The following is a 17,992-nucleotide window of genomic DNA, read 5'->3' as shown; positions in this document are numbered from 1 at the left end:
GAGGCGTTTGAAGGCGAAACCACGCCTTTTGGCCTCTTCGAGAAAAGCGGCGAGGAACCCGCTCCAGCGCTTGCCTTCGAGTTCCGTGTGCACCGTCATGATGTTGAGGCCATCCGTTAGAAGAGACAGATAATGGTCAACGAGCGGCTTCTCCTCGGCGCTTATGACGCCTATCACCTCGTCGAGTGTGGGAAGCGTCGTCGGGATCTGGACTATTGAAAATCGGGCGCCCCCCATTTCAGGATAGAACGGGCATACACCCCGGGTATCGCTGCTGTACATCAGTCCCTTTTCCTCGAAAACCTTGAGCACGACAGGATTTATCATCCATCCCGGCGCGGCGAAGGAACGGGCGTCCTCCCCGATGATCATCCGATAGGTGGTGAGCAGCCGGTCAATCTCGCGGCGCGTTTCAGCCTCGTCAAAATGCTTGATGGAATCGTGCCAGCGAACATGGTCGTGGCCGTGGATGCCCAACTCGTGCCCTTTATCCAGGATCTTCCTGATAAGGGTCATGTTCTTGCGTGCGATCTGCGGCCCCGGCAATACAAGGCCGTACATGAGCGTCTTTACGCCATAGGTGCTCACAACGCCTACCCGTCCCGCTTTCTTGAGAAAACCCTTGCGGGTAAAGACCCTCTTGACGGTCCTGCCCGTGTTGTCCTTTCCCATGGGGACGAAAAAACTTGCGTTTATGTCGCTGCGCTGGAATACATCGAGAAGAACCGGCACGCCGTTGCGCATGCCCTGGAAGGTGTCCACATCGACCTTGATCCCTATCGTACCGCTCAAATGTTCCCTACCTGCCCGTTTCCCCGGGGAGACTGGTCTCCAGGTAGTAATCAAGGGTCCTCTTGAGCGCGCTGTCGAGGTCGACAAGAGGTTCCCAGCCGACAAACTCTCTTGCCTTCGCTATCGAGGGGACCCTGCGGTCGATGTCCTGATAGCCTTCGCCGTAAAAATCGCGGGAATAGACCTCGATGATCTCGGAATGCTTCGTGAAGTGCTTTGTTCTGGGATCGTTTACGAACATGGTCTTCAGCTTGACGGCAAGGTCCTTCACGGTTGCTTCGTTCTTCGGGTTGCCTATGTTGAAGATCTGGCCGTTGAGGCGGTCGTCCTTGTTCTCTATGATCTTCATGAGACACGCGATGCCGTCATCGATATAGGTAAAGCAGCGTTTCTGCGAACCGCCGTCAACAAGGCGGATAGGTTCCGCGAGAAAAAGGCTGCTGATGAACTGCGTCACCACCCGGGAGCTCCCCTCTTTTTCCGGGTCCGTGGTCACCTCGTCAAGCTTGGGTCCTATCCAGTTGAAGGGGCGAAACAGGGTAAACTTGAGACCATGCTGAAAACCGTATGCCCAGATGACCCTGTCGAGAAGCTGCTTCGATGCGCTGTAGATCCAGCGCTGCTTGCTTATGGGACCGAGGACAAGGGGGCTCTCATCTTCTTTGAACTCCGTATCGGGGCACATTCCATAGACCTCCGACGTGGAGGGAAAGAGAAGCCTCTTTCCATATTTGACGCAAAGACGGACAACCTTGAGGTTCTCCTCGAAATCGAGTTCAAAAACGCGAAGGGGCTCCTTCACATAGGTCATCGGCGTCGCGATGGCGACAAGAGGCATGACAACGTCGCACTTCTTGACATGGTACTCTATCCACTCCCTGTTTATCGAGATGTCTCCTTCAACGTAGTGGAAGCGTTCGTGACCGAGGCATTCACCGAGTTTGTCGTTGCGAATGTCCAGTCCGTAGATCTCCCAGTCCGTCTCGTTCAACACACGTTCTGCGAGGGCGTTGCCGATGAATCCGTTCACTCCGAGCACCAAGAGTCTCAAGGATGACCTCCTAACCTTTTGTTTTTCAATTCATATGAAGAAGCCAGGGTTGTCGCGTCGATCTCCTTCTCTCCTTCAAGCTGCACCGATATGAGGCGCAAGACCCCGGAACCCGTCTTGACGAGGAAAGGGTCTGCGGATACGATCGTCCCCGCCGGGACCTCGATGGATAGATCCCCGGGGGCGGATCGCCATACGAAAAGCCTTTTTCCATCGAGATAGGTAAAGGCCCCTGGATACGGATGGGTGACCGCCCGCGTAAGGTTATAGATCGAGGCGGTATCGCGGTCCCAGTCGATGAGGCCGTCTTCGGGCTTGCGGCCTCCGAAATAAGAGGACGGTCCCGCCTGCACCGTTCTGACGAAGGTCCCCGCCTCGAGGTCGGGCAGGACCTTTTGCATTAGTTCGCGCGCCGCTCCGACAAGCTTCATGTAGACGGAAAAAACATCGTCCTCGAAGGCGATGGCAACCTCTTTCTGCGCCACGATATCACCGGCATCAGGCTTTTCCACCATGAAGTGGAGCGTAACACCCGTGCGTTCTTCGCCCGCTATAAGGGCCCAGTTGACGGGGCACCGGCCCCGGTATTGCGGCAAAAGCGAGCCATGGAGATTGAAAGAACCGATGCGCGGTATGTCCAGAATGGACTTCGGGATCATCCTGCGATAATAGAAGGAAAATATTACGTCGGGATGCATATCGTGAATGACGGTGGTCCACTGTTCGTCGTTCACATTATCCGGCGTGTAGACGGGGATGCCGTATTCCCGAGCAATCTCCACGGGCCTGCGGAACCATATCTCCTCGCCGGGATCGTCATCGTGGGTAAAAAGACAGGCGACATCAGCGCCGGTTCCGAGAAGCTCTTCCAGGCAGACGTAGCCAATCTCCTGGTATGCAAATACGACTGCCCTCACATGTATTCCTTCTTGATGATGTATCGCGGGCGCCTTCTCACTTCCTGGTAGATCCGGCCGACGTACTCGCCGATCACCCCCAGGGCAAATATCTGGATGCCTATGAAGAAAAAGAGCACGCCGAAGAGGGTGAAGGTCCCCTCGCCTTCCGGCCCCATGAGAAGCCGTCTTATCATGAGAAAAACGGCGAAGGCAAGACCGAAAAAGGCGATGACCACGCCGAGCATGCTGATGAACTGTATGGGCAGCAGGGAAAAATTCGTCATAAGGTCGAAATTGAGCCTGAACAGCTTGAAGGGACTATACTTGGACGTTCCCTTCTTTCTCTCCTCGTGGCCGACTTCTATTTCCGTTATCTTTTTGGCAAAGGTATTGGCAAGCGCCGGAATGAAGCTTGATGACTCAGGGCACATGTTCATGTAGTCGACGATGTTGCGCTTGTATGCTCTGAGCATGCATCCGTAGTCTTTCAGCCGGACCCCGACAAGCTTTGCCGTGATCCTGTTGACGATATAGGAGGGCAGCTTGCGAAAAAGGGAATCCTTTCTATTTTTTCTGTAGGTGGCCACCACCTCGTAGCCTTCTTCCGCCTTGGCCACGAGCCTCGGGATCTCCTCGGGAGGGTTCTGCAGGTCAGCATCGATGGTCACAACGATCTCACCACGGGCAAAATCGAAGCCGGCGAAAAGGGCCATGTGCTGGCCGTAGTTCCTGTTGAACTCTATGATCTTGATGCGACCGTCCTCGTTATGGAAGGCCTCGAGTATCTCTTCGGTCCGATCCGTGCTGCCATCATTTATATAGATGATCTCGTAGGGTCTCTGAATTCCTGTCAGCGCGTCACGAAGCCGTGTATTCAGTTCCGGCAGCGATTCCTCTTCGTTCAGAACGGGAACAAGCACAGAAACATACGGTTTCTCATCCATTTTTCCTCACATAAAATATGTAATGCTCCTTCTCGTACTTCACCCTTTTTACGGGCACGAAGGACTTCTCCAGGGTCTCTCTAAGATGCATGGTCGGTTTCTCTTCGACAATGAGTAGTATATCACTTTCGTCTTCTTTTATCTCCTTTATATCGCTCAAAGCTGTTACCGGTTTGCCTATGTAATATATGATGCCCGCTGAATTGAAACCGAAAGTGTAGATCTTCTTCGTCCTCTTGTCGTCGCCAAGGGGGTCCGTGATGAGGGTCAGGGACTTCGATGTCCTGTCGACGAGCGGCATGTAGTAGGCGCTGTAGAAAAAACCCGTGAAAACAAGAAAGAAGAGGAAAAAGGACAGCGCAAAGTGCCGGTTCCTCTTGAACAGCATCACGAGAAAACCCCAGCCCGCCAGAAAGAGAATGGCAAGATAGGCATAAAGAGACATCGGCCCGTCCCTGAACACAGCCACATCCTCCTCAGGCAGTACATATATGGCGACAACGGCGGCGACGGGCACCAGGGTGAAGAGTCCGGCCAGGACCTTTAGGATCGCATTGGTCCAGCCTTTCTCAACGAGGCCGTCCCAGGCATCCCTGATATACAGACCCGTGAGAAGCGCCAGGGCCGGATAGGCCGAGACGAGGTAGATCGCCCTCTTGCTCTGCGACAGCTCGAAGAAAATGAAGATGACGACAAACCACAGGAGGGGAAGAACGTACCGCCGCTTCCAGGCCCCGAAAAGCGCAAAGGGAAGGAAGAGGCTCCAGGGCATGAAATTGAAGAAGATCTTATGAAAATAGTACCAGGAAGTCTCGACGTGATCGAAGGCGTTCGTGTAACGGGTCACGTTCTGACGGAAAATGAATTCCTGGATATAGCTCTCGCCGGCAAGAAGGAACCAGACGGACGCGATGGCGCCGGCAAGAAGACAGCCGAGCACGAGGGGGGCGATGTAGCGGCGCAAGGTTCTTTTGAATATGAGGTAGACAAAGATGACCCCGACGGGGAGAACGAGTCCCGCCGGTCCCTTCGTAAGGATGGCGAAGGCGCCTGGTATAAAGGAAAGGACAAAGGCCAGGCGCTTGTCCCTTTCCAGGGAGACGAAAGCCAGGTAGATGGTCAGTCCTATGAAAAATGCAAAGGTCATATCCATCACGGATTCGCGGGCGTTGGAGAGGAACTGGTAATTGGTTGCGAGGACAAGCCCCGAGAAGAAACCCGCCCGTTCGTCGCCAAGCTTGCATCCCAGAAGAAACGTGATGACCACGAGAAGGAGAGCCGCCAGCGCCGAAGGCGCCCGGGAGGCGAACTCATCGAGCGTCCCCGATACCTTTGCCGCCACAATGATCATCCACGAATAGAAGGGGGGTTTTTCGAGATAGGGGACACCATTGAGGTAAGGCCGGATATAATCCCCCCGATCCATCATCTCCCTTGCCATGATGGCCTGCCGCGGTTCATCAGGGTCCCACAGGGATGTGGCCCCAAGATTAAAGAAAAAAAGGATACCCGCCAGAATGATCAGAGCCGTAAGTCGTATTTTCATTTTCTTTCGCTTCGTAACGATACAAACATACTAAAAATACAGGAAGTTTTATATGCCAATATTGGATATTTTTCAACATTTCTTTGCTTTGCCAAAATGGCTGTAACCTATATCGGTAATCATTTCAGCATCTTTGCAAATCCAATGATGCAGCGGCCATCAGGACATGAACGCATATCGGCGGAAAAGCGGCGCCGTGACCACAATCGGCGCCTCACCTCCTTCTGAGACGGGGACCTATGACGGCCTGTTCGGAAGCCTGTCGATATGTCCAAGTAATGTTTGACATTTTCAAGTATTTTTTATACCATATCGTTCACTATCCCTATGGAAAACGTCGAGAGCGCTGAGGAAATATACAGACAGTATAAGGGGCAGCATGCAACCATGGATCGGCGTATCCAGATGCTCCTGAGAAAATCCTATCTCACCGAGGCGGAAGAGAGGGAGATAAAGACCTTGAAGAAAAAGAAACTCTATTACAAAGATCTCATGGAGAGTCTCGCCAACTCATTGCATCGAAAGGAGAAACATTGAAAAGAACGGGTGCACAGATCTTTGTCGAATCTCTGAAGGCGGAGGGGATCGACACGATATTCTGCTATCCAGGGGGGGCTACGCTCAACATCACGGACGCTCTGACAGACATAAGCCAGATCAACCAGGTGGTGGTCCGTCACGAACAGGCGGCTGTTCATGCGGCCGACGGGTACGCGCGGGCATCGGGCAGGGTCGGCGTCGCCCTTGTGACGTCCGGACCGGGCGCCACGAACACAGTGACGGGCATAGCCACGGCCTGCATGGATTCCATCCCGATGGTCGTATTCTCCTGCCAGGTCAATACGATGCTCATCGGCAACGACGCCTTTCAGGAAGCGGATATCGTAGGTATAACGCGGCCCTGCACGAAGCACAGCTACCTCGTCAGGGACGTGAAGGACCTCGCAAAGATCATCAAGGAGGCCTTCCATATCGCTGCGTCGGGAAGACCCGGTCCCGTGCTCGTCGACATCCCGAAGGATGTGTCTTCGGCGGTCGCGGATTTCAAGTATCCCGAAAAGGCGGTCATCCGCAGCTACCAGCCCACCTACGTGGGGCATTTGGGCCAGATAAAGAAGGCCATGCGCCTCATGCTTCATTCGAAAAGGCCCGTCCTCTATACGGGCGGCGGGGTGATCCTTTCCAACGCATCGCAGGAGTTGACACGGTTTGCGGAAACGCTGTCCATACCGGTCACGAACACCCTTATGGGCCTCGGAGGCATTCCAGGGAACCACCCGCTCTTTCTCGGCATGCTCGGCATGCACGGAACCTATGCGGCGAACATGGCCATCACGGAATCGGATCTCATCATCGCAATGGGGGCGCGCTTTGACGACAGGGCAACGGGCAAGACGGATGAATTCGCACCCCACGCAAAGATCATACACGTCGACATCGATCCCACCTCCATAAGTAAGAACATAAAGGTCGACATACCGATAGTGGGGGACACACGCAACGTCCTCACGCAAATGCTGAAGATCATCGAAGAGGAAAAAGAGACCTACCGGCAGTATCACAAGGACATCGCCGAGTGGATCGACAAGATAAACCAGTGGAAAAAGGACTATCCGCTCACGTACCAGAGGAACGATATCCTGAAACCCCAGCATGTCATCGAAAGGATATTCGAGCTGACGAAGGGCAAGGCCATCATCACCACCGAGGTGGGTCAGAACCAGATGTGGACAGCCCAATTCTTCAAGTTCCTCAAACCCCGGACATGTCTGACATCGGGCGGCCTCGGCACGATGGGCTACGGTTTCCCCGCCGCCATAGGCGCCCAGGTGGCCTTTCCCAAATCCCTCGTCGTGGACATCGCCGGAGACGGCAGCATCCAGATGAACATTCAGGAGCTGGCAACCGCCGTCCAGTACGACCTGCCCGTCAAGGTCGTCATCCTCAACAACGGCTTTCTCGGAATGGTCAGGCAGTGGCAACAGCTTTTTTATGAAAAACGATATACCTGGACGCACCTTCACTCACCGGACTTCGTCAAGGTTGCCGAGGCCTACGGAGCGGTGGGGCTCAGGATAGAGAAAGAAGCAGATGTCGACAAGGTGCTGAAACAGGCATTCAAGAATAAACGGCCCACATTCATCGACGTCCACGTCAGTCCCGAGGAGTGCGTCTATCCCATGGTCCCCGCCGGGGCGTCCCTCAAAGAGATGCTTCTTGTTTAGGAGGAAAATTGAGACATACCATATCGCTTCTTGTTGAGAACGAGTTTGGGGTCCTTTCAAGGATCGCGGGCCTCTTCAGCGGCAGGGGCTTCAACATTGAAAGCCTTTGTGTGGCCGAGAGCCTCGATCCCACTGTCTCCACAATGACCATCGTGACGACGGGGAACGACGCCATCCTGGAACAGATACTGAAGCAACTCAACAAGCTCATCAATGTCATCAAGGTCGTCGACTTCAAGGATATCGACTATGTCTCGCGGCAGATGGTTCTTGTCAAGGTCAACGCCGAAGAGAAGACACGCCCGGAGATCCTGAGAATGGTGGAGATATTCAGGGGCAAGATCATCGATGTCTCGTCCCGCTCGTACACCATCATGATCACCGGCGATGAAGATAAACTCAAGGCCTTCATCAGTCTCATAAAACCCCTTGGCATAAAGGAACTTGTGCGGACCGGCCCCATTGCCATGGCCCGGGGCGAAAGATTGATGAAGATCAAAGAAAAGACAGATATCAAAGGAGGAGAATCAAATGGCTAAGATATACTACGACCGCGACGCGGATCTCAAGGTACTGAAGAATCGCAAGATCGCTATAGTCGGATACGGCAGCCAGGGCCATGCCCAGGCACAGAACCTCAGAGACAGCGGGGTCGACGTCATTGTGGCGGAACTGGAAGGGACAGCAAACTTCAAACTTGCCGTGAAACAGGGGTTCAAACCCGTCAGCGCCGCAAAAGCAGCGAAAGACGCAGACGTAATTCAGATCCTGGCCCAGGACAACCTCCAGGCCGAACTTTACAAGAACGAGATAAAGGGCAATCTCAAAAAAGGGAAGACCCTCGTTTTCTCCCACGGTTTCAATATCCATTACAACCAGATAGTCCCGCCGACGGACATCGACGTCGTCATGATAGCACCCAAGGGCCCGGGTCACCTTGTAAGAAGGGAATACGAGCGGGGCGCGGGCGTGCCGTCACTCATCGCCATCTACCAGGATCACACGAAAAAGGCAAAAGAGACCGCCCTGGCCTACGCGAAAGGCATAGGCGCGACGCGTGCCGGTGTCATCGAGACGACATTTGAGGAAGAGACGGAAACGGACCTTTTCGGCGAACAGGCTGTCCTCTGCGGCGGCGCATCGGAACTCGTGCGCGCCGGTTTTGACACCCTCGTCGAGGCAGGTTATCAGCCGGAAATCGCATATTTCGAATGCCTCCACGAGTTGAAGCTCATCGTAGACCTCATGTACGAGGGCGGGATCGCCAACATGCGTTATTCCATCAGCGACACGGCCGAGTACGGAGATATCACGCGGGGTAGAAGGATCATCAACGAGGAGACCCGTGAAGAGATGAGAATTATACTCGACGAGATCCAGTCCGGCGAGTTCGCCCGGGAATGGATACTGGAAAACATGGCCGGAAGGCCCGTTTACACCGCCGTCACCAGGATCGACAGGGAACACCTCATCGAGCAGGTCGGCAAGAAGCTTCGCTCCATGATGGGCTGGATCGGGAGAAAAGGTTGAGAGAACCTTTTATTGCAAGGGAGGGGCTGAGGATCATCATCCCCTCCCTTGTTCTTGTTGCCGTCCTTCTGATAGGCAGGTTCTTTTTTCTCTCGCTGTTTGTCCTGTGCTTTGCATCCTTTTGCCTGTACTTTTTCCGCAACCCCCGGCGGCGCACCGACGAAGGGGCGGATGCGCTCATTTCCCCGGCGGACGGGACCGTGATCGACATAGGCGAGGTTACTCAGGAGGAATTCCTTGGCGGCAGCGTTACGAGGATAGCCATATTCATGTCGCCCACCGATGTCCATGTCAACAGGGCCCCCTGCTCCGGCCGTGTCATCTCGATGAAGCACGTGGCAGGCAAGTTCGCCATGGCCTTCGGCAAGGATATCGAGGTGCAGAACGAAAGGAACTACATCCTCTTCGAGAATGAGGGCGAAAGGATCCTCATCGTCCAGATAGCGGGCTTCCTGGCCCGCCGCATCATCCCCTATGTCAAGGTCGACGAGCAGGTGACCCAAGGCCAGGCTGTGGGCATCATAGCCTTCGGATCCCGCGTGGACATTTATTTTCACAAAGGATATGAACCTGTGGTAAACTTACACGCAAAGGTGCAGGCAGGCAAAACCGCCCTGGCGCGCAAGAAGGAGGTACAATGAGCAACGTGAGGAGAAAGAGAGGCAAGCCCATGAGGGGAATGTATCTTCTCCCCAATTTTCTCACTTCTCTCAGCCTTCTTTCCGGCTTCTACGCCATCATTGCCGCCATGGACAGGCGGTTCACATACGCCGCCATCGCAATATTCATATCGGCGATCTTTGACATGCTCGACGGCCGGGTGGCACGAATGACGAATTCCAGCAGTCGTTTCGGTCTGGAATACGATTCCCTCTCCGATGTCATCGCCTTCGGTGTGGCACCCGCTGTGCTCGCCTACCTCTGGGCTCTCAAGAGCTACGGCAAGTTCGGCTGGCTGGCCGCCTTCCTCTTTGTGGCTTGCGGTGCGCTCAGACTTGCAAGGTTCAATATCCAGGTCGATACGGCGCAGAAGAAGCATTTCCTCGGTCTGCCCATACCGGCGGGCGCCGCAACCATCGCCGGCATCGTCCTTTTCTTTTCATGGCTTGGTTACAAGGGTGGACTGAAAACAGTTGTCATGCCTATCGTCATTTACTGTCTCGCCCTTCTCATGGTCAGCAAGTTCCGTTATATCAGCTTCAAGGACATGGGCTTTGTCAGGGCCCGGCCCTTCATGTCGACAGTGGGGGTCATCATCCTTCTCGTTATCGTCCTTACCGAACCGTACCTGACGTTATTTGTCGCCACGTCGGCCTACGCCATATCGGGCCCCGTATATACCCTGATCCTCCACTTCAAAAAACAGCCCTCAGAGGCACTTACCCGTTCGAAAGAAAATCAAGCAGAGCGAGGTGGTCGTCAATAGATACGTCTGCCTCCAGGGTATCGTTCTTGTATGCTATGAACCTCACGCCCGATGATCGTGCCGTACCCATATCAACCTCTGAATCGCCTATGTAAAGGGTGGCCTCGCGCCTGACATTCAGTGCCCCCAGTATCTTCTCGACCCCCTCGGGATCCGGTTTTGACTTCGCCTGCAGTATCTCCTTCGAACCCGTCCCATCGCTTCCAGGATTCGCCTGATGAGCAGCGGTCACGACGACATCGAAATACTCCCACAGCCCGTATTGTTCCATAATGTGTCTCATGGACGTGGTCCGGTTCGTGCTTATGGCCCGGGATATACCTCTTGCCCTGAGCCTCTCGAGGGTTTCCTTCACATTGGGCTCCATCTTGAGATAGACGATGAAGTCCCTGAAGTCGATAGTGTTCCTGAAGAACTCAAGGGCCCGGCGCTCCGATTCCGCATCGTTGCGGCAGATGTGAGCGATGGATTGGTAGACGGTATGGGTGTGACAATAATGGAGTTCGTCGTCGTCAAGAACCGAGCTTCGTGCCGCGACGGCTATACTGTTATAAAGACGCCGGTTGGCGTCGAAGGAGTCAAAAAGCACCCCGTCGCAGTCATAGATCACACATTCGACGTCCCATTTCTTCGCCTGCTCCATGATTCTATTCTCCTCTTGCTGCAATTTCAAACCTTCTGCTTTTAAACCGTAAGTGCCAAAAAATCAAGAGAAAACCTGTCACGTATATCTGTTAAAGACGTAAATTAATAGTTCTAATTGCATCAATATATGCTACAATTGTATGCCAAAGACTACCAAGGAGGCCAACATGATAAGTGTTTCCGTTCCCGGATGGGGCGATCTTGATATCGAATACCTGGTCATAGATTATAACGGGACCTGTGCGTTTGACGGAAAGATGAAGGAAAGCGTCAAGGAGATGCTTGAAAGGGTATCCCGTTACATAAAGGTTTTCATCATCACATCCGATACCTATGGAAATATCGATAGTGAAGGAAACACCATCGGTTTCAGCATAATAAAAGTGGGCAAGGAATCGAGCTCCCAGGAGAAGGCAAAGATCATCAAGGAACTGGGGCCCGAGAAGATAGTGGCCATAGGCAATGGTTCCAACGACGTATTAATGCTCAAGGAGGCGTCCCTCGGGATCGGCGTGATCGGCGAAGAAGGATGCGCGAAAGATGTCCTCAAAGAGGCCGATTTTTTCGTAAAGGATGTAAACGACGCATTGAGTGTCCTTCTCCATCCCGAGAGGATCGTCGCGACATTGAGAGACTGAAAACATTCCCGGAAAAGAACGGACAGCTCAGGGCGCCCTTCCTTCGTGTGAAGCATGACCTGAGCTGAAGGTTTTTTTGCCGAAGGCACGTGAAGCTATGATCGGAAATTTCATCAAGAAGATCGTCGGCACCAAGAACGAGCGCGAACTCAAGCGCATACAGCCCATCGTCGACAGCGCAAACGAGCTTGAAAATAGGATAAAGGCCTTAAGCGACGATGAGCTCAAGGCAATGACGCCTCATTTCAGGGAAAGGTTCGCGAATGGCGAAGACCTTGACTCGCTTCTGCCCGAGGCCTTTGCCGTCAACCGGGAGGCCGCCTGGCGCACGCTGGGCATGCGTCACTTCGATGTACAGCTCATCGGCGGGATCATCCTGCACGAAGGCAGGATCGCTGAAATGGCGACAGGCGAAGGAAAGACACTCGTCGCGACCCTGCCCGTCTACCTCAATGCCTTGACGGGACTTGGCGTTCACGTGGTTACGGTAAACGACTACCTCGCCCGGAGGGACGCCGAATGGATGGGGCCCGTTTATCAATTCCTCGGTCTTTCCGTAGGCGTCATTGTCCACGATCTTGATGATGTTTCCCGCAGGAATGCCTACGCCTGTGACGTCACCTACGGGACGAACAACGAGTTCGGCTTCGACTACCTGCGCGACAACATGCACTACAACCTCGAAGACTGCGTCCAGCGCGAGTACAATTACGCCATCGTCGACGAAGTGGACAGCATCCTCGTGGACGAGGCAAGAACCCCGCTCATCATCTCCGGCCCAGCCGAGGAATCGACGGACAAATACTACAAGATCAACAAGCTGATCCCGCAGCTCAAACGCGATCAGGACTTCATGATAGACGAAAAGGCCCGCAGCGCCTATCTCACCGAGGATGGCGTGGCGAAACTCGAGAGGGTCCTCAACATCGACAACCTCTACGACCCGAACCGGGTGGATTTCCTCCATCACATCAACCAGGCCCTGAAGGCACACCAGCTCTTTGCCCGTGACGTGGATTACATCGTGAAGGACGGTCAGGTCGTCATCGTCGACGAGTTCACGGGCAGGCTCATGCCCGGCAGGCGGTACAGCGAAGGTCTTCACCAGGCCCTGGAAGCCAAGGAAAACGTCAAGATAGAGCGGGAGAACCAGACCCTGGCCACGGTCACCTTTCAGAACTATTTCAGGATGTACAAAAAACTGGCCGGCATGACGGGCACCGCCGATACGGAGGCCGTCGAGTTCAAGAAGATCTACAATCTCGACGTCGTCGTCACCCCCACCAACAAGGACCTCATCAGAACGAACTATCCCGATGTCGTCTACCGGACCGAAGCGGAAAAGTTCCGGGCCGCAGTGAAGGAGATCGAGGAGCTTTACAGGGTGGGGAAACCTGTTCTTGTGGGCACCCTTTCCATTGAGAAGTCGGAGAGGGTCGCCGACATGCTCAAGCGAAGAGGCGTCCCCCACCACGTACTGAACGCGAAGAACCACGAGAGCGAGGCCGAGGTCGTCGCTCAGGCGGGGCGTTCCGGCGCCGTCACCATCTCCACGAACATGGCCGGCCGCGGAACCGACATACTCCTTGGCGGCAACCCGGGCTTTCTTGCCCTCGCCATGGCGAAGGGCCAGAGGGATTCCGAGGAATATGCAAAGTGTCTTGAGAAGGCAAAAGAGATATGTGCCGCCGACAAGGAAAAGGTCATCGGTCTCGGGGGCCTGCACATCCTGGGCACAGAGCGCCACGAGTCGCGGCGCATCGACAATCAGCTCCGCGGCCGCGCAGGCAGGCAGGGCGACCCGGGGTCGTCCCGGTTTTACGTCTCCCTCGAGGACGAGATCATGCGCCTCTTCGGTTCCGACAGGGTATCACCCATCCTGGGCAAGCTCGGCATGGATGAGGATACGCCCATCGAGCATCCCCTCATCACCAAAGCCATCGAAAACGCCCAGACACGCGTGGAAGGACATAACTTCGAGATACGTAAGTACCTCCTCGAATATGACAACGTGATGAACAAACAGCGCGAGACCATCTACGGTATGCGCCGAGAGGTCATGAAGAACGAGGACATCCGGGGGAAGGTCCTGGACATGGTGGAGGAGATCTGCGAGGACATGGTATACGAGTGCGCCCCGGAGAAGGTCTACCCCGAGGAATGGGACCTCGAATCACTGAAAAATCGCATCTATGAGAATTTCCTCATCCACGTCGATTTTGATATCGAAGATGTGAAGAACCTGACACGCGAGGGCCTCCTCGACAGGGTTATCGAGACGGTCAAGTCCTTCTACGAAAAGAAATCCAACGATTTCGGGAACGACGAGATGAGCGCCGTGGAGCGCTTCATCGTGCTCAACTCCATCGACACCTTCTGGAAGGAACACCTTCTTTCCCTTGACCATCTCAAGGAAGGCATCGGTCTGAGGGGCTACGGACAGAAAGATCCTTTAAGGGAATATCAGCGTGAAAGCTTCGAGCTTTTCCTCGACATGGTGGAAAGGGCCAGGTATGACACCGTGAGAAAGCTCTTTGCCGTCCAGCCTGCGAAGGAGCAGCTGGAATACCACGAACCGGTCATGTTCCTTAACACACCGGAAGGAAGCGCTTCCCCGGACAGTTCCGACAAGAAGGACAAGAAAATAGGCCGCAACGATCCCTGTCCCTGCGGCAGCGGAAAGAAATACAAGAAGTGTTGTGGAAGATAAAGGCGGTTTCAGGTTTCAGGGAAAACCAGAAAGCCCTTCGGGGATAATGATTCTTTTGCCTGAAACGTGAGACTTTTTTTTGGAGGTTACGTAATGGCGAGGGTTTTGTCCATCGAGGGGATCGACTTTTCTGGGATCGCTTCCGGGATCAAGTCCGAAGGGCTTGACCTGGGTCTTGTGGTCTTTCGCGACAAGGTAAACGTCCTTACCGCCTACACCCGCAACCGCGTGAAATCGGCTCATATCCTCTATGACCGCAGGATAGATAAAACACCCGTCAGGGCTCTTGTTGCCAACAGCGGCTGTGCCAATGCCTGCACCGGAAAAGAAGGCATTGGCGACCTGCAGACCGTCTCATCGGTCCTGGCACCGCTTATCGGATCTGAGCCGGGCGAGATACTCTTTGCCTCCACGGGTGTGATAGGCAAAAGACTCCCCGTTGGTTCCATGATCGCCGCCCTGCCCCGGGCAGTCAGGGGGAAGAGAGAATCGGGCCTTAAAGACTTCGCCCGGGCCATCATGACGACGGACACCCACCCCAAGATCGCCGCAGCCCAGGTAAAAGGAAGAAGAACATACAACATAGTCGGTGTTGCGAAGGGTTCCGGCATGATAAACCCCCTCTTTGCGACCATGCTGGCCTTCGTGTTCACAGATTTTCCCGTTTCAAATAAGACCATGGGCCGGGCCTTCACCCAGGCCGTCAGGGACAGCTTCGAGCGAATAACGGTGGACGGGGAATGCAGTACAAACGACACGGTCATGCTTTTCACCAGGCAGGGTGACGAGGATAGCGGTTCTCTGGATGCCTTCAAGGAAGGCCTTCGCTCCGTTCTCAAAGAACTCTCCATGATGGTCGTGCGCGACGGCGAAGGAGCCACACGAGTGGCCCATATCATGGTGGAAGGAGCAAAAAAAAAGGAATGGGCAGAGAGGGTAGCACGGCGCATCGCCCTGTCGCCCCTTACCAAGACGGCCTTCTTCGGCTGCGATCCTAACTGGGGACGCATCATAGCGGCGGCCGGCGACGCAGGTGTTCCCGTCAACCCCGCGAAGATCGATATATCCCTTCAGGGTGAAGTCATCGCCCGGGGTGGAGTCGAGATCCCTTTCGATGAGAAGAAGATGAAGAAACTCATGGACCGAAAGGAGATATCAGTTGTCGTCAAACTCAATGAGGGCAGGGCCTCATTCGACATCTATACAACAGACCTGACCTACGATTACGTGAAGATAAACGCGTCGTACAGAAGCTAAATGCGGGTCGTGGGTCATCGCCCTCTTCTTACCCAAGTATATCCAGCAGAGATCCTACCATCTCGTCCTGCGCCTTGAGTGCCCCAATGTTCGCATCGTAGCCCCTTTGGGATATCATCATCTGGGGGAACTCTTCGGCGAGTTCGACATTGGAGAGTTCACGCAGAGTGCCGTCCGTTTCCTGTGCAACGGGCCCGGGTGTGTCGGGCTTCTCGGTGCGTACCCCGGGCAGACCCTTCGTGTCTTCAACGATCGTAGCGACCGTTTTCTTGTATTCGTCGGTATTGACGTTGGCGATATTGCCGGTGGCGACGGACATCTTCCTGCTGAAAGCGAACAGACCCGATAATGATGAGCTTATTCCTGAAACCATGCGTTATATTTTATCGGCCGAAGAGAAAATGACTTAAGAAACTTTTTTAAGTTTTTTCCTTCCGTCGCTTCCCCGTCGCCAGGAAGGTACGCAGCGAAGGACTCTACCTTTCGGGCGGCACGACGAAAACCACCTAGTCCACCAGGCAATCCCCGGCAGACACCCGCCCGCAAGCTAATAAGGGCAGTCTTGTGGATATGGAGATTTGTGGATAGTTTCAGGTTTACTGTTTCCTCTTATGCATATGTAACAGGTAAGTGTTATCTTGCACATTATATGGCTTTTTATGAACCATGAAAGACAACAGGATAGTTTTTAGCCTGAGACGTGAAATGTGAAACCTGAGACTTTCCTTTCTTCTCTCTATCCTGTATAATGTGCAGGTTCCATGAAGAAACTCATTGTTATACCTGCGCGATATGAGTCGTCGAGGCTTCCCGGAAAGCCCCTTCTGGAGATCGCCGGCAAGCCCCTGATACGTCTTGTCTATGAACGCGCCTCGGAATCCCGGCTTCAAGATGGGGTTGTCGTCGCGACCGATGACGAGCGCATCGTGCATGCCGTCTCGTCCTTCGGCGGTGATGCCGTCATGACGAGTCCCTCCTGCAGGAGCGGGACCGACAGGGTCCATGAAGCCATGGGGCAAAGGGAAGCGGACCTCATCATCAACCTTCAGGGAGATGAACCCTTCCTGCGGCCCGACATGGCAGACCTCCTCTTCTCTGTAATGGAAAATGAGGACCTGGATATGGCCACCCTGTGTTCCCCCATCACCAACGACCAGGAGTATCACGACCCCAACACCGTGAAGGTCGTCCTCGACAAAGAGGGTTTTGCCCTCTACTTTTCACGATCGCCCATCCCCTACATGAGAAATGGCGCGACGAGGTCCCTTCTTTACAAACATATCGGCATTTACGGCTTCAAACGGGATTTCCTGGAACGCTTCGTGACCATGCCACGGAGCAGGCTTGAAGAGATGGAGTCCCTGGAACAGCTTCGCGTCCTCGAGAACGGCTTCAGGATAAGGGTTCTCACGACCCACTACGACGGGTTCGGCATAGATACCCCCGCCGACCTGGAGCGGGCAAGACTGGCCTTCGACAAGAAGATCGTATGATCCCCAAATATAATCTTTCTTATCAAGAACCGTTTTTTCAATAACTCATAATCACCGTCATTTTCAAGGAGGGCCTTTATACCCTCACCTTTCAGTTCTTCATCCTCATACCCGAAAAGCTCTTTAAGGGCAGGTTAAAAGCCCGGAAGACCAACATTATGGCTGCTACGGTTTTTTGGGGGCAGATCTTGTTAGATGCACGCGATAACCTATTCTACTTATAGACTGGTTGTAATGCCGGAGGCGGGGCTTGAACCCGCATGAGGTTGCCCTCACCGGATTTTGAGTCCGGCGCGTCTGCCACTTCCACCACTCCGGCGGTGCTTAATAGTAAAGGGTTTCTCCGTCCTTTGTCAACCCTTCTCTTCCGCGGCTGCAGCAAATATGCGGCAAAAAGTGAGAGTCAGTTCGCCTGCTTCCGGACCCCCGGGGTTATGGCGTGGCCATCCCTTTGTCATTGCAGGGGTTTTATGATGCGGGGCAACTCTTCTGCCCTGTTGCCCTTCTCACCACTTTTGGATGTGACGCCATGATGATCCACCGGACTCGGTCCGAGAAACATCGTTGTCCGGCTGAGCCGGCTAAGGCCGTCGGAAAACAGCTCCTGTATACCAACTTGCTTTTGCCTGCAATCAGACCTTCATGTTCATGTACTTCTCGAACCTGGTGAAATGTTTTTCCAGCGCCTTCACTTCCTTCTGGAGGCTGACGGCATTCCCGGCCATCTCCGTGCCCTTTGACAGCCTTGCAATCCGCCGGGAAAATCCCCCTATTATCACTATGCTGTTTCGAAAGTTGTGGGCAGCCTCCATCAGGATTGCCTCTTGCCGGCGGCA

18 protein-coding genes and 1 tRNA gene are annotated in these 17,992 nt (G+C 54.1%); 10 read left to right on the top strand and 9 right to left on the bottom strand.

The window, feature by feature from the left end; all coding sequences use genetic code 11:
* The 5 genes from PHC90_11895 to PHC90_11875 all read right to left on the bottom strand — a co-directional run.
* Window positions 1-792 (bottom strand): polysaccharide deacetylase family protein (locus tag PHC90_11895; GenBank protein ID MDD3847047.1); only part of this gene is annotated, 792 nt, incomplete at its 3' end.
* A 7-nt stretch (window positions 793-799) separates the two neighbouring features.
* Window positions 800-1,843, bottom strand: a complete 1,044-nt coding sequence (locus PHC90_11890) for a bifunctional UDP-4-keto-pentose/UDP-xylose synthase (protein MDD3847046.1) — start codon at window positions 1,841-1,843, stop codon at window positions 800-802.
* Window positions 1,840-2,760, bottom strand: coding sequence for a formyltransferase (locus PHC90_11885; protein ID MDD3847045.1), 921 nt, complete (start codon window positions 2,758-2,760; stop codon window positions 1,840-1,842). The genes PHC90_11890 and PHC90_11885 overlap by 4 nt, the downstream gene beginning before the upstream one ends.
* Window positions 2,757-3,686 carry a glycosyltransferase gene (locus PHC90_11880; GenBank protein ID MDD3847044.1) on the bottom strand — a complete coding sequence of 310 codons (930 nt, stop codon included), beginning with the start codon at window positions 3,684-3,686 and terminating at the stop codon, window positions 2,757-2,759. The genes PHC90_11885 and PHC90_11880 overlap by 4 nt, the downstream gene beginning before the upstream one ends.
* Window positions 3,679-5,232, bottom strand: a complete 1,554-nt coding sequence (locus PHC90_11875) for a glycosyltransferase family 39 protein (GenBank protein ID MDD3847043.1) — start codon at window positions 5,230-5,232, stop codon at window positions 3,679-3,681. Before PHC90_11875 ends, PHC90_11880 begins: the two co-directional genes overlap by 8 nt.
* 387 nt (window positions 5,233-5,619) lie before the next feature.
* Here PHC90_11875 and PHC90_11870 point away from each other — a divergent pair, with 387 nt between their 5' ends.
* Genes PHC90_11870 through pssA form a run of 6 tightly spaced genes read left to right on the top strand, consistent with a single transcriptional unit; the run spans window position 5,620 to window position 10,413 of the window.
* Window positions 5,620-5,769 (top strand): hypothetical protein, encoded by a 150-nt coding sequence (locus PHC90_11870; protein MDD3847042.1) that lies wholly within the window; start codon window positions 5,620-5,622, stop codon window positions 5,767-5,769.
* The gene (gene ilvB, locus PHC90_11865; protein MDD3847041.1) at window positions 5,766-7,457 is read left to right on the top strand and encodes a biosynthetic-type acetolactate synthase large subunit; all 1,692 of its coding nucleotides are present in this window, start codon (window positions 5,766-5,768) and stop codon (window positions 7,455-7,457) included. Before PHC90_11870 ends, ilvB begins: the two co-directional genes overlap by 4 nt.
* A gap of 8 nt (window positions 7,458-7,465) precedes the next feature.
* Window positions 7,466-7,996: an acetolactate synthase small subunit gene (gene ilvN, locus PHC90_11860; protein MDD3847040.1), complete on the top strand. Its 531-nt coding sequence runs from the start codon at window positions 7,466-7,468 to the stop codon at window positions 7,994-7,996.
* Window positions 7,989-8,987, top strand: coding sequence for a ketol-acid reductoisomerase (gene ilvC, locus PHC90_11855; protein MDD3847039.1), 999 nt, complete (start codon window positions 7,989-7,991; stop codon window positions 8,985-8,987). The genes ilvN and ilvC overlap by 8 nt, the downstream gene beginning before the upstream one ends.
* A complete protein-coding gene (locus tag PHC90_11850; protein ID MDD3847038.1) occupies window positions 8,984-9,628 on the top strand; it encodes a phosphatidylserine decarboxylase in 645 nt (214 codons plus the stop codon). The genes ilvC and PHC90_11850 overlap by 4 nt, the downstream gene beginning before the upstream one ends.
* Window positions 9,625-10,413 carry a CDP-diacylglycerol--serine O-phosphatidyltransferase gene (gene pssA / locus PHC90_11845; protein ID MDD3847037.1) on the top strand — a complete coding sequence of 263 codons (789 nt, stop codon included), beginning with the start codon at window positions 9,625-9,627 and terminating at the stop codon, window positions 10,411-10,413. The genes PHC90_11850 and pssA overlap by 4 nt, the downstream gene beginning before the upstream one ends.
* On the opposite strand, the gene PHC90_11840 is transcribed toward pssA, so the two are convergent.
* Entirely contained in the window at window positions 10,367-11,056 is a 690-nt protein-coding gene (locus PHC90_11840) for an HAD family hydrolase (protein ID MDD3847036.1), read from the bottom strand. The genes pssA and PHC90_11840 overlap by 47 nt on opposite strands.
* 169 nt (window positions 11,057-11,225) lie before the next feature.
* Between PHC90_11840 and PHC90_11835 the strand changes: the two genes are divergently transcribed.
* From PHC90_11835 to argJ, 3 genes are all read left to right on the top strand, one after another.
* Window positions 11,226-11,696 (top strand): HAD family hydrolase, encoded by a 471-nt coding sequence (locus PHC90_11835; GenBank protein ID MDD3847035.1) that lies wholly within the window; start codon window positions 11,226-11,228, stop codon window positions 11,694-11,696.
* 97 nt (window positions 11,697-11,793) lie between these two features.
* Window positions 11,794-14,406 (top strand): preprotein translocase subunit SecA, encoded by a 2,613-nt coding sequence (gene secA / locus PHC90_11830; protein MDD3847034.1) that lies wholly within the window; start codon window positions 11,794-11,796, stop codon window positions 14,404-14,406.
* A gap of 93 nt (window positions 14,407-14,499) precedes the next feature.
* On the top strand, window positions 14,500-15,663 hold the full coding sequence (argJ, locus tag PHC90_11825; protein MDD3847033.1) for a bifunctional glutamate N-acetyltransferase/amino-acid acetyltransferase ArgJ: 1,164 nt from the start codon (window positions 14,500-14,502) through the stop codon (window positions 15,661-15,663).
* Between the two features lie 28 nt (window positions 15,664-15,691).
* Here argJ and PHC90_11820 read toward each other — a convergent pair whose 3' ends face one another.
* Window positions 15,692-16,036 (bottom strand): flagellar basal body rod C-terminal domain-containing protein, encoded by a 345-nt coding sequence (locus PHC90_11820; GenBank protein MDD3847032.1) that lies wholly within the window; start codon window positions 16,034-16,036, stop codon window positions 15,692-15,694.
* A 388-nt stretch (window positions 16,037-16,424) separates the two neighbouring features.
* Here PHC90_11820 and kdsB point away from each other — a divergent pair, with 388 nt between their 5' ends.
* Entirely contained in the window at window positions 16,425-17,156 is a 732-nt protein-coding gene (gene kdsB, locus PHC90_11815; GenBank protein MDD3847031.1) for a 3-deoxy-manno-octulosonate cytidylyltransferase, read from the top strand.
* Between the two features lie 235 nt (window positions 17,157-17,391).
* Here kdsB and PHC90_11810 read toward each other — a convergent pair.
* Window positions 17,392-17,475: transfer RNA gene (locus tag PHC90_11810), tRNA-Leu, on the bottom strand.
* A gap of 313 nt (window positions 17,476-17,788) precedes the next feature.
* Window positions 17,789-17,992, bottom strand: a 204-nt coding sequence (locus PHC90_11805) for a hypothetical protein (GenBank protein ID MDD3847030.1), incomplete at its 5' end; no start/stop codon positions are given.

It is taken from the genome of Syntrophorhabdaceae bacterium, from assembly GCA_028698615.1.
Taxonomy (GTDB): Bacteria; Desulfobacterota; Syntrophorhabdia; order Syntrophorhabdales; family Syntrophorhabdaceae; genus Delta-02.
Note: the sequence above shows the minus strand (reverse complement) of the source record. Positions and strands in the feature narration are given on the sequence as shown.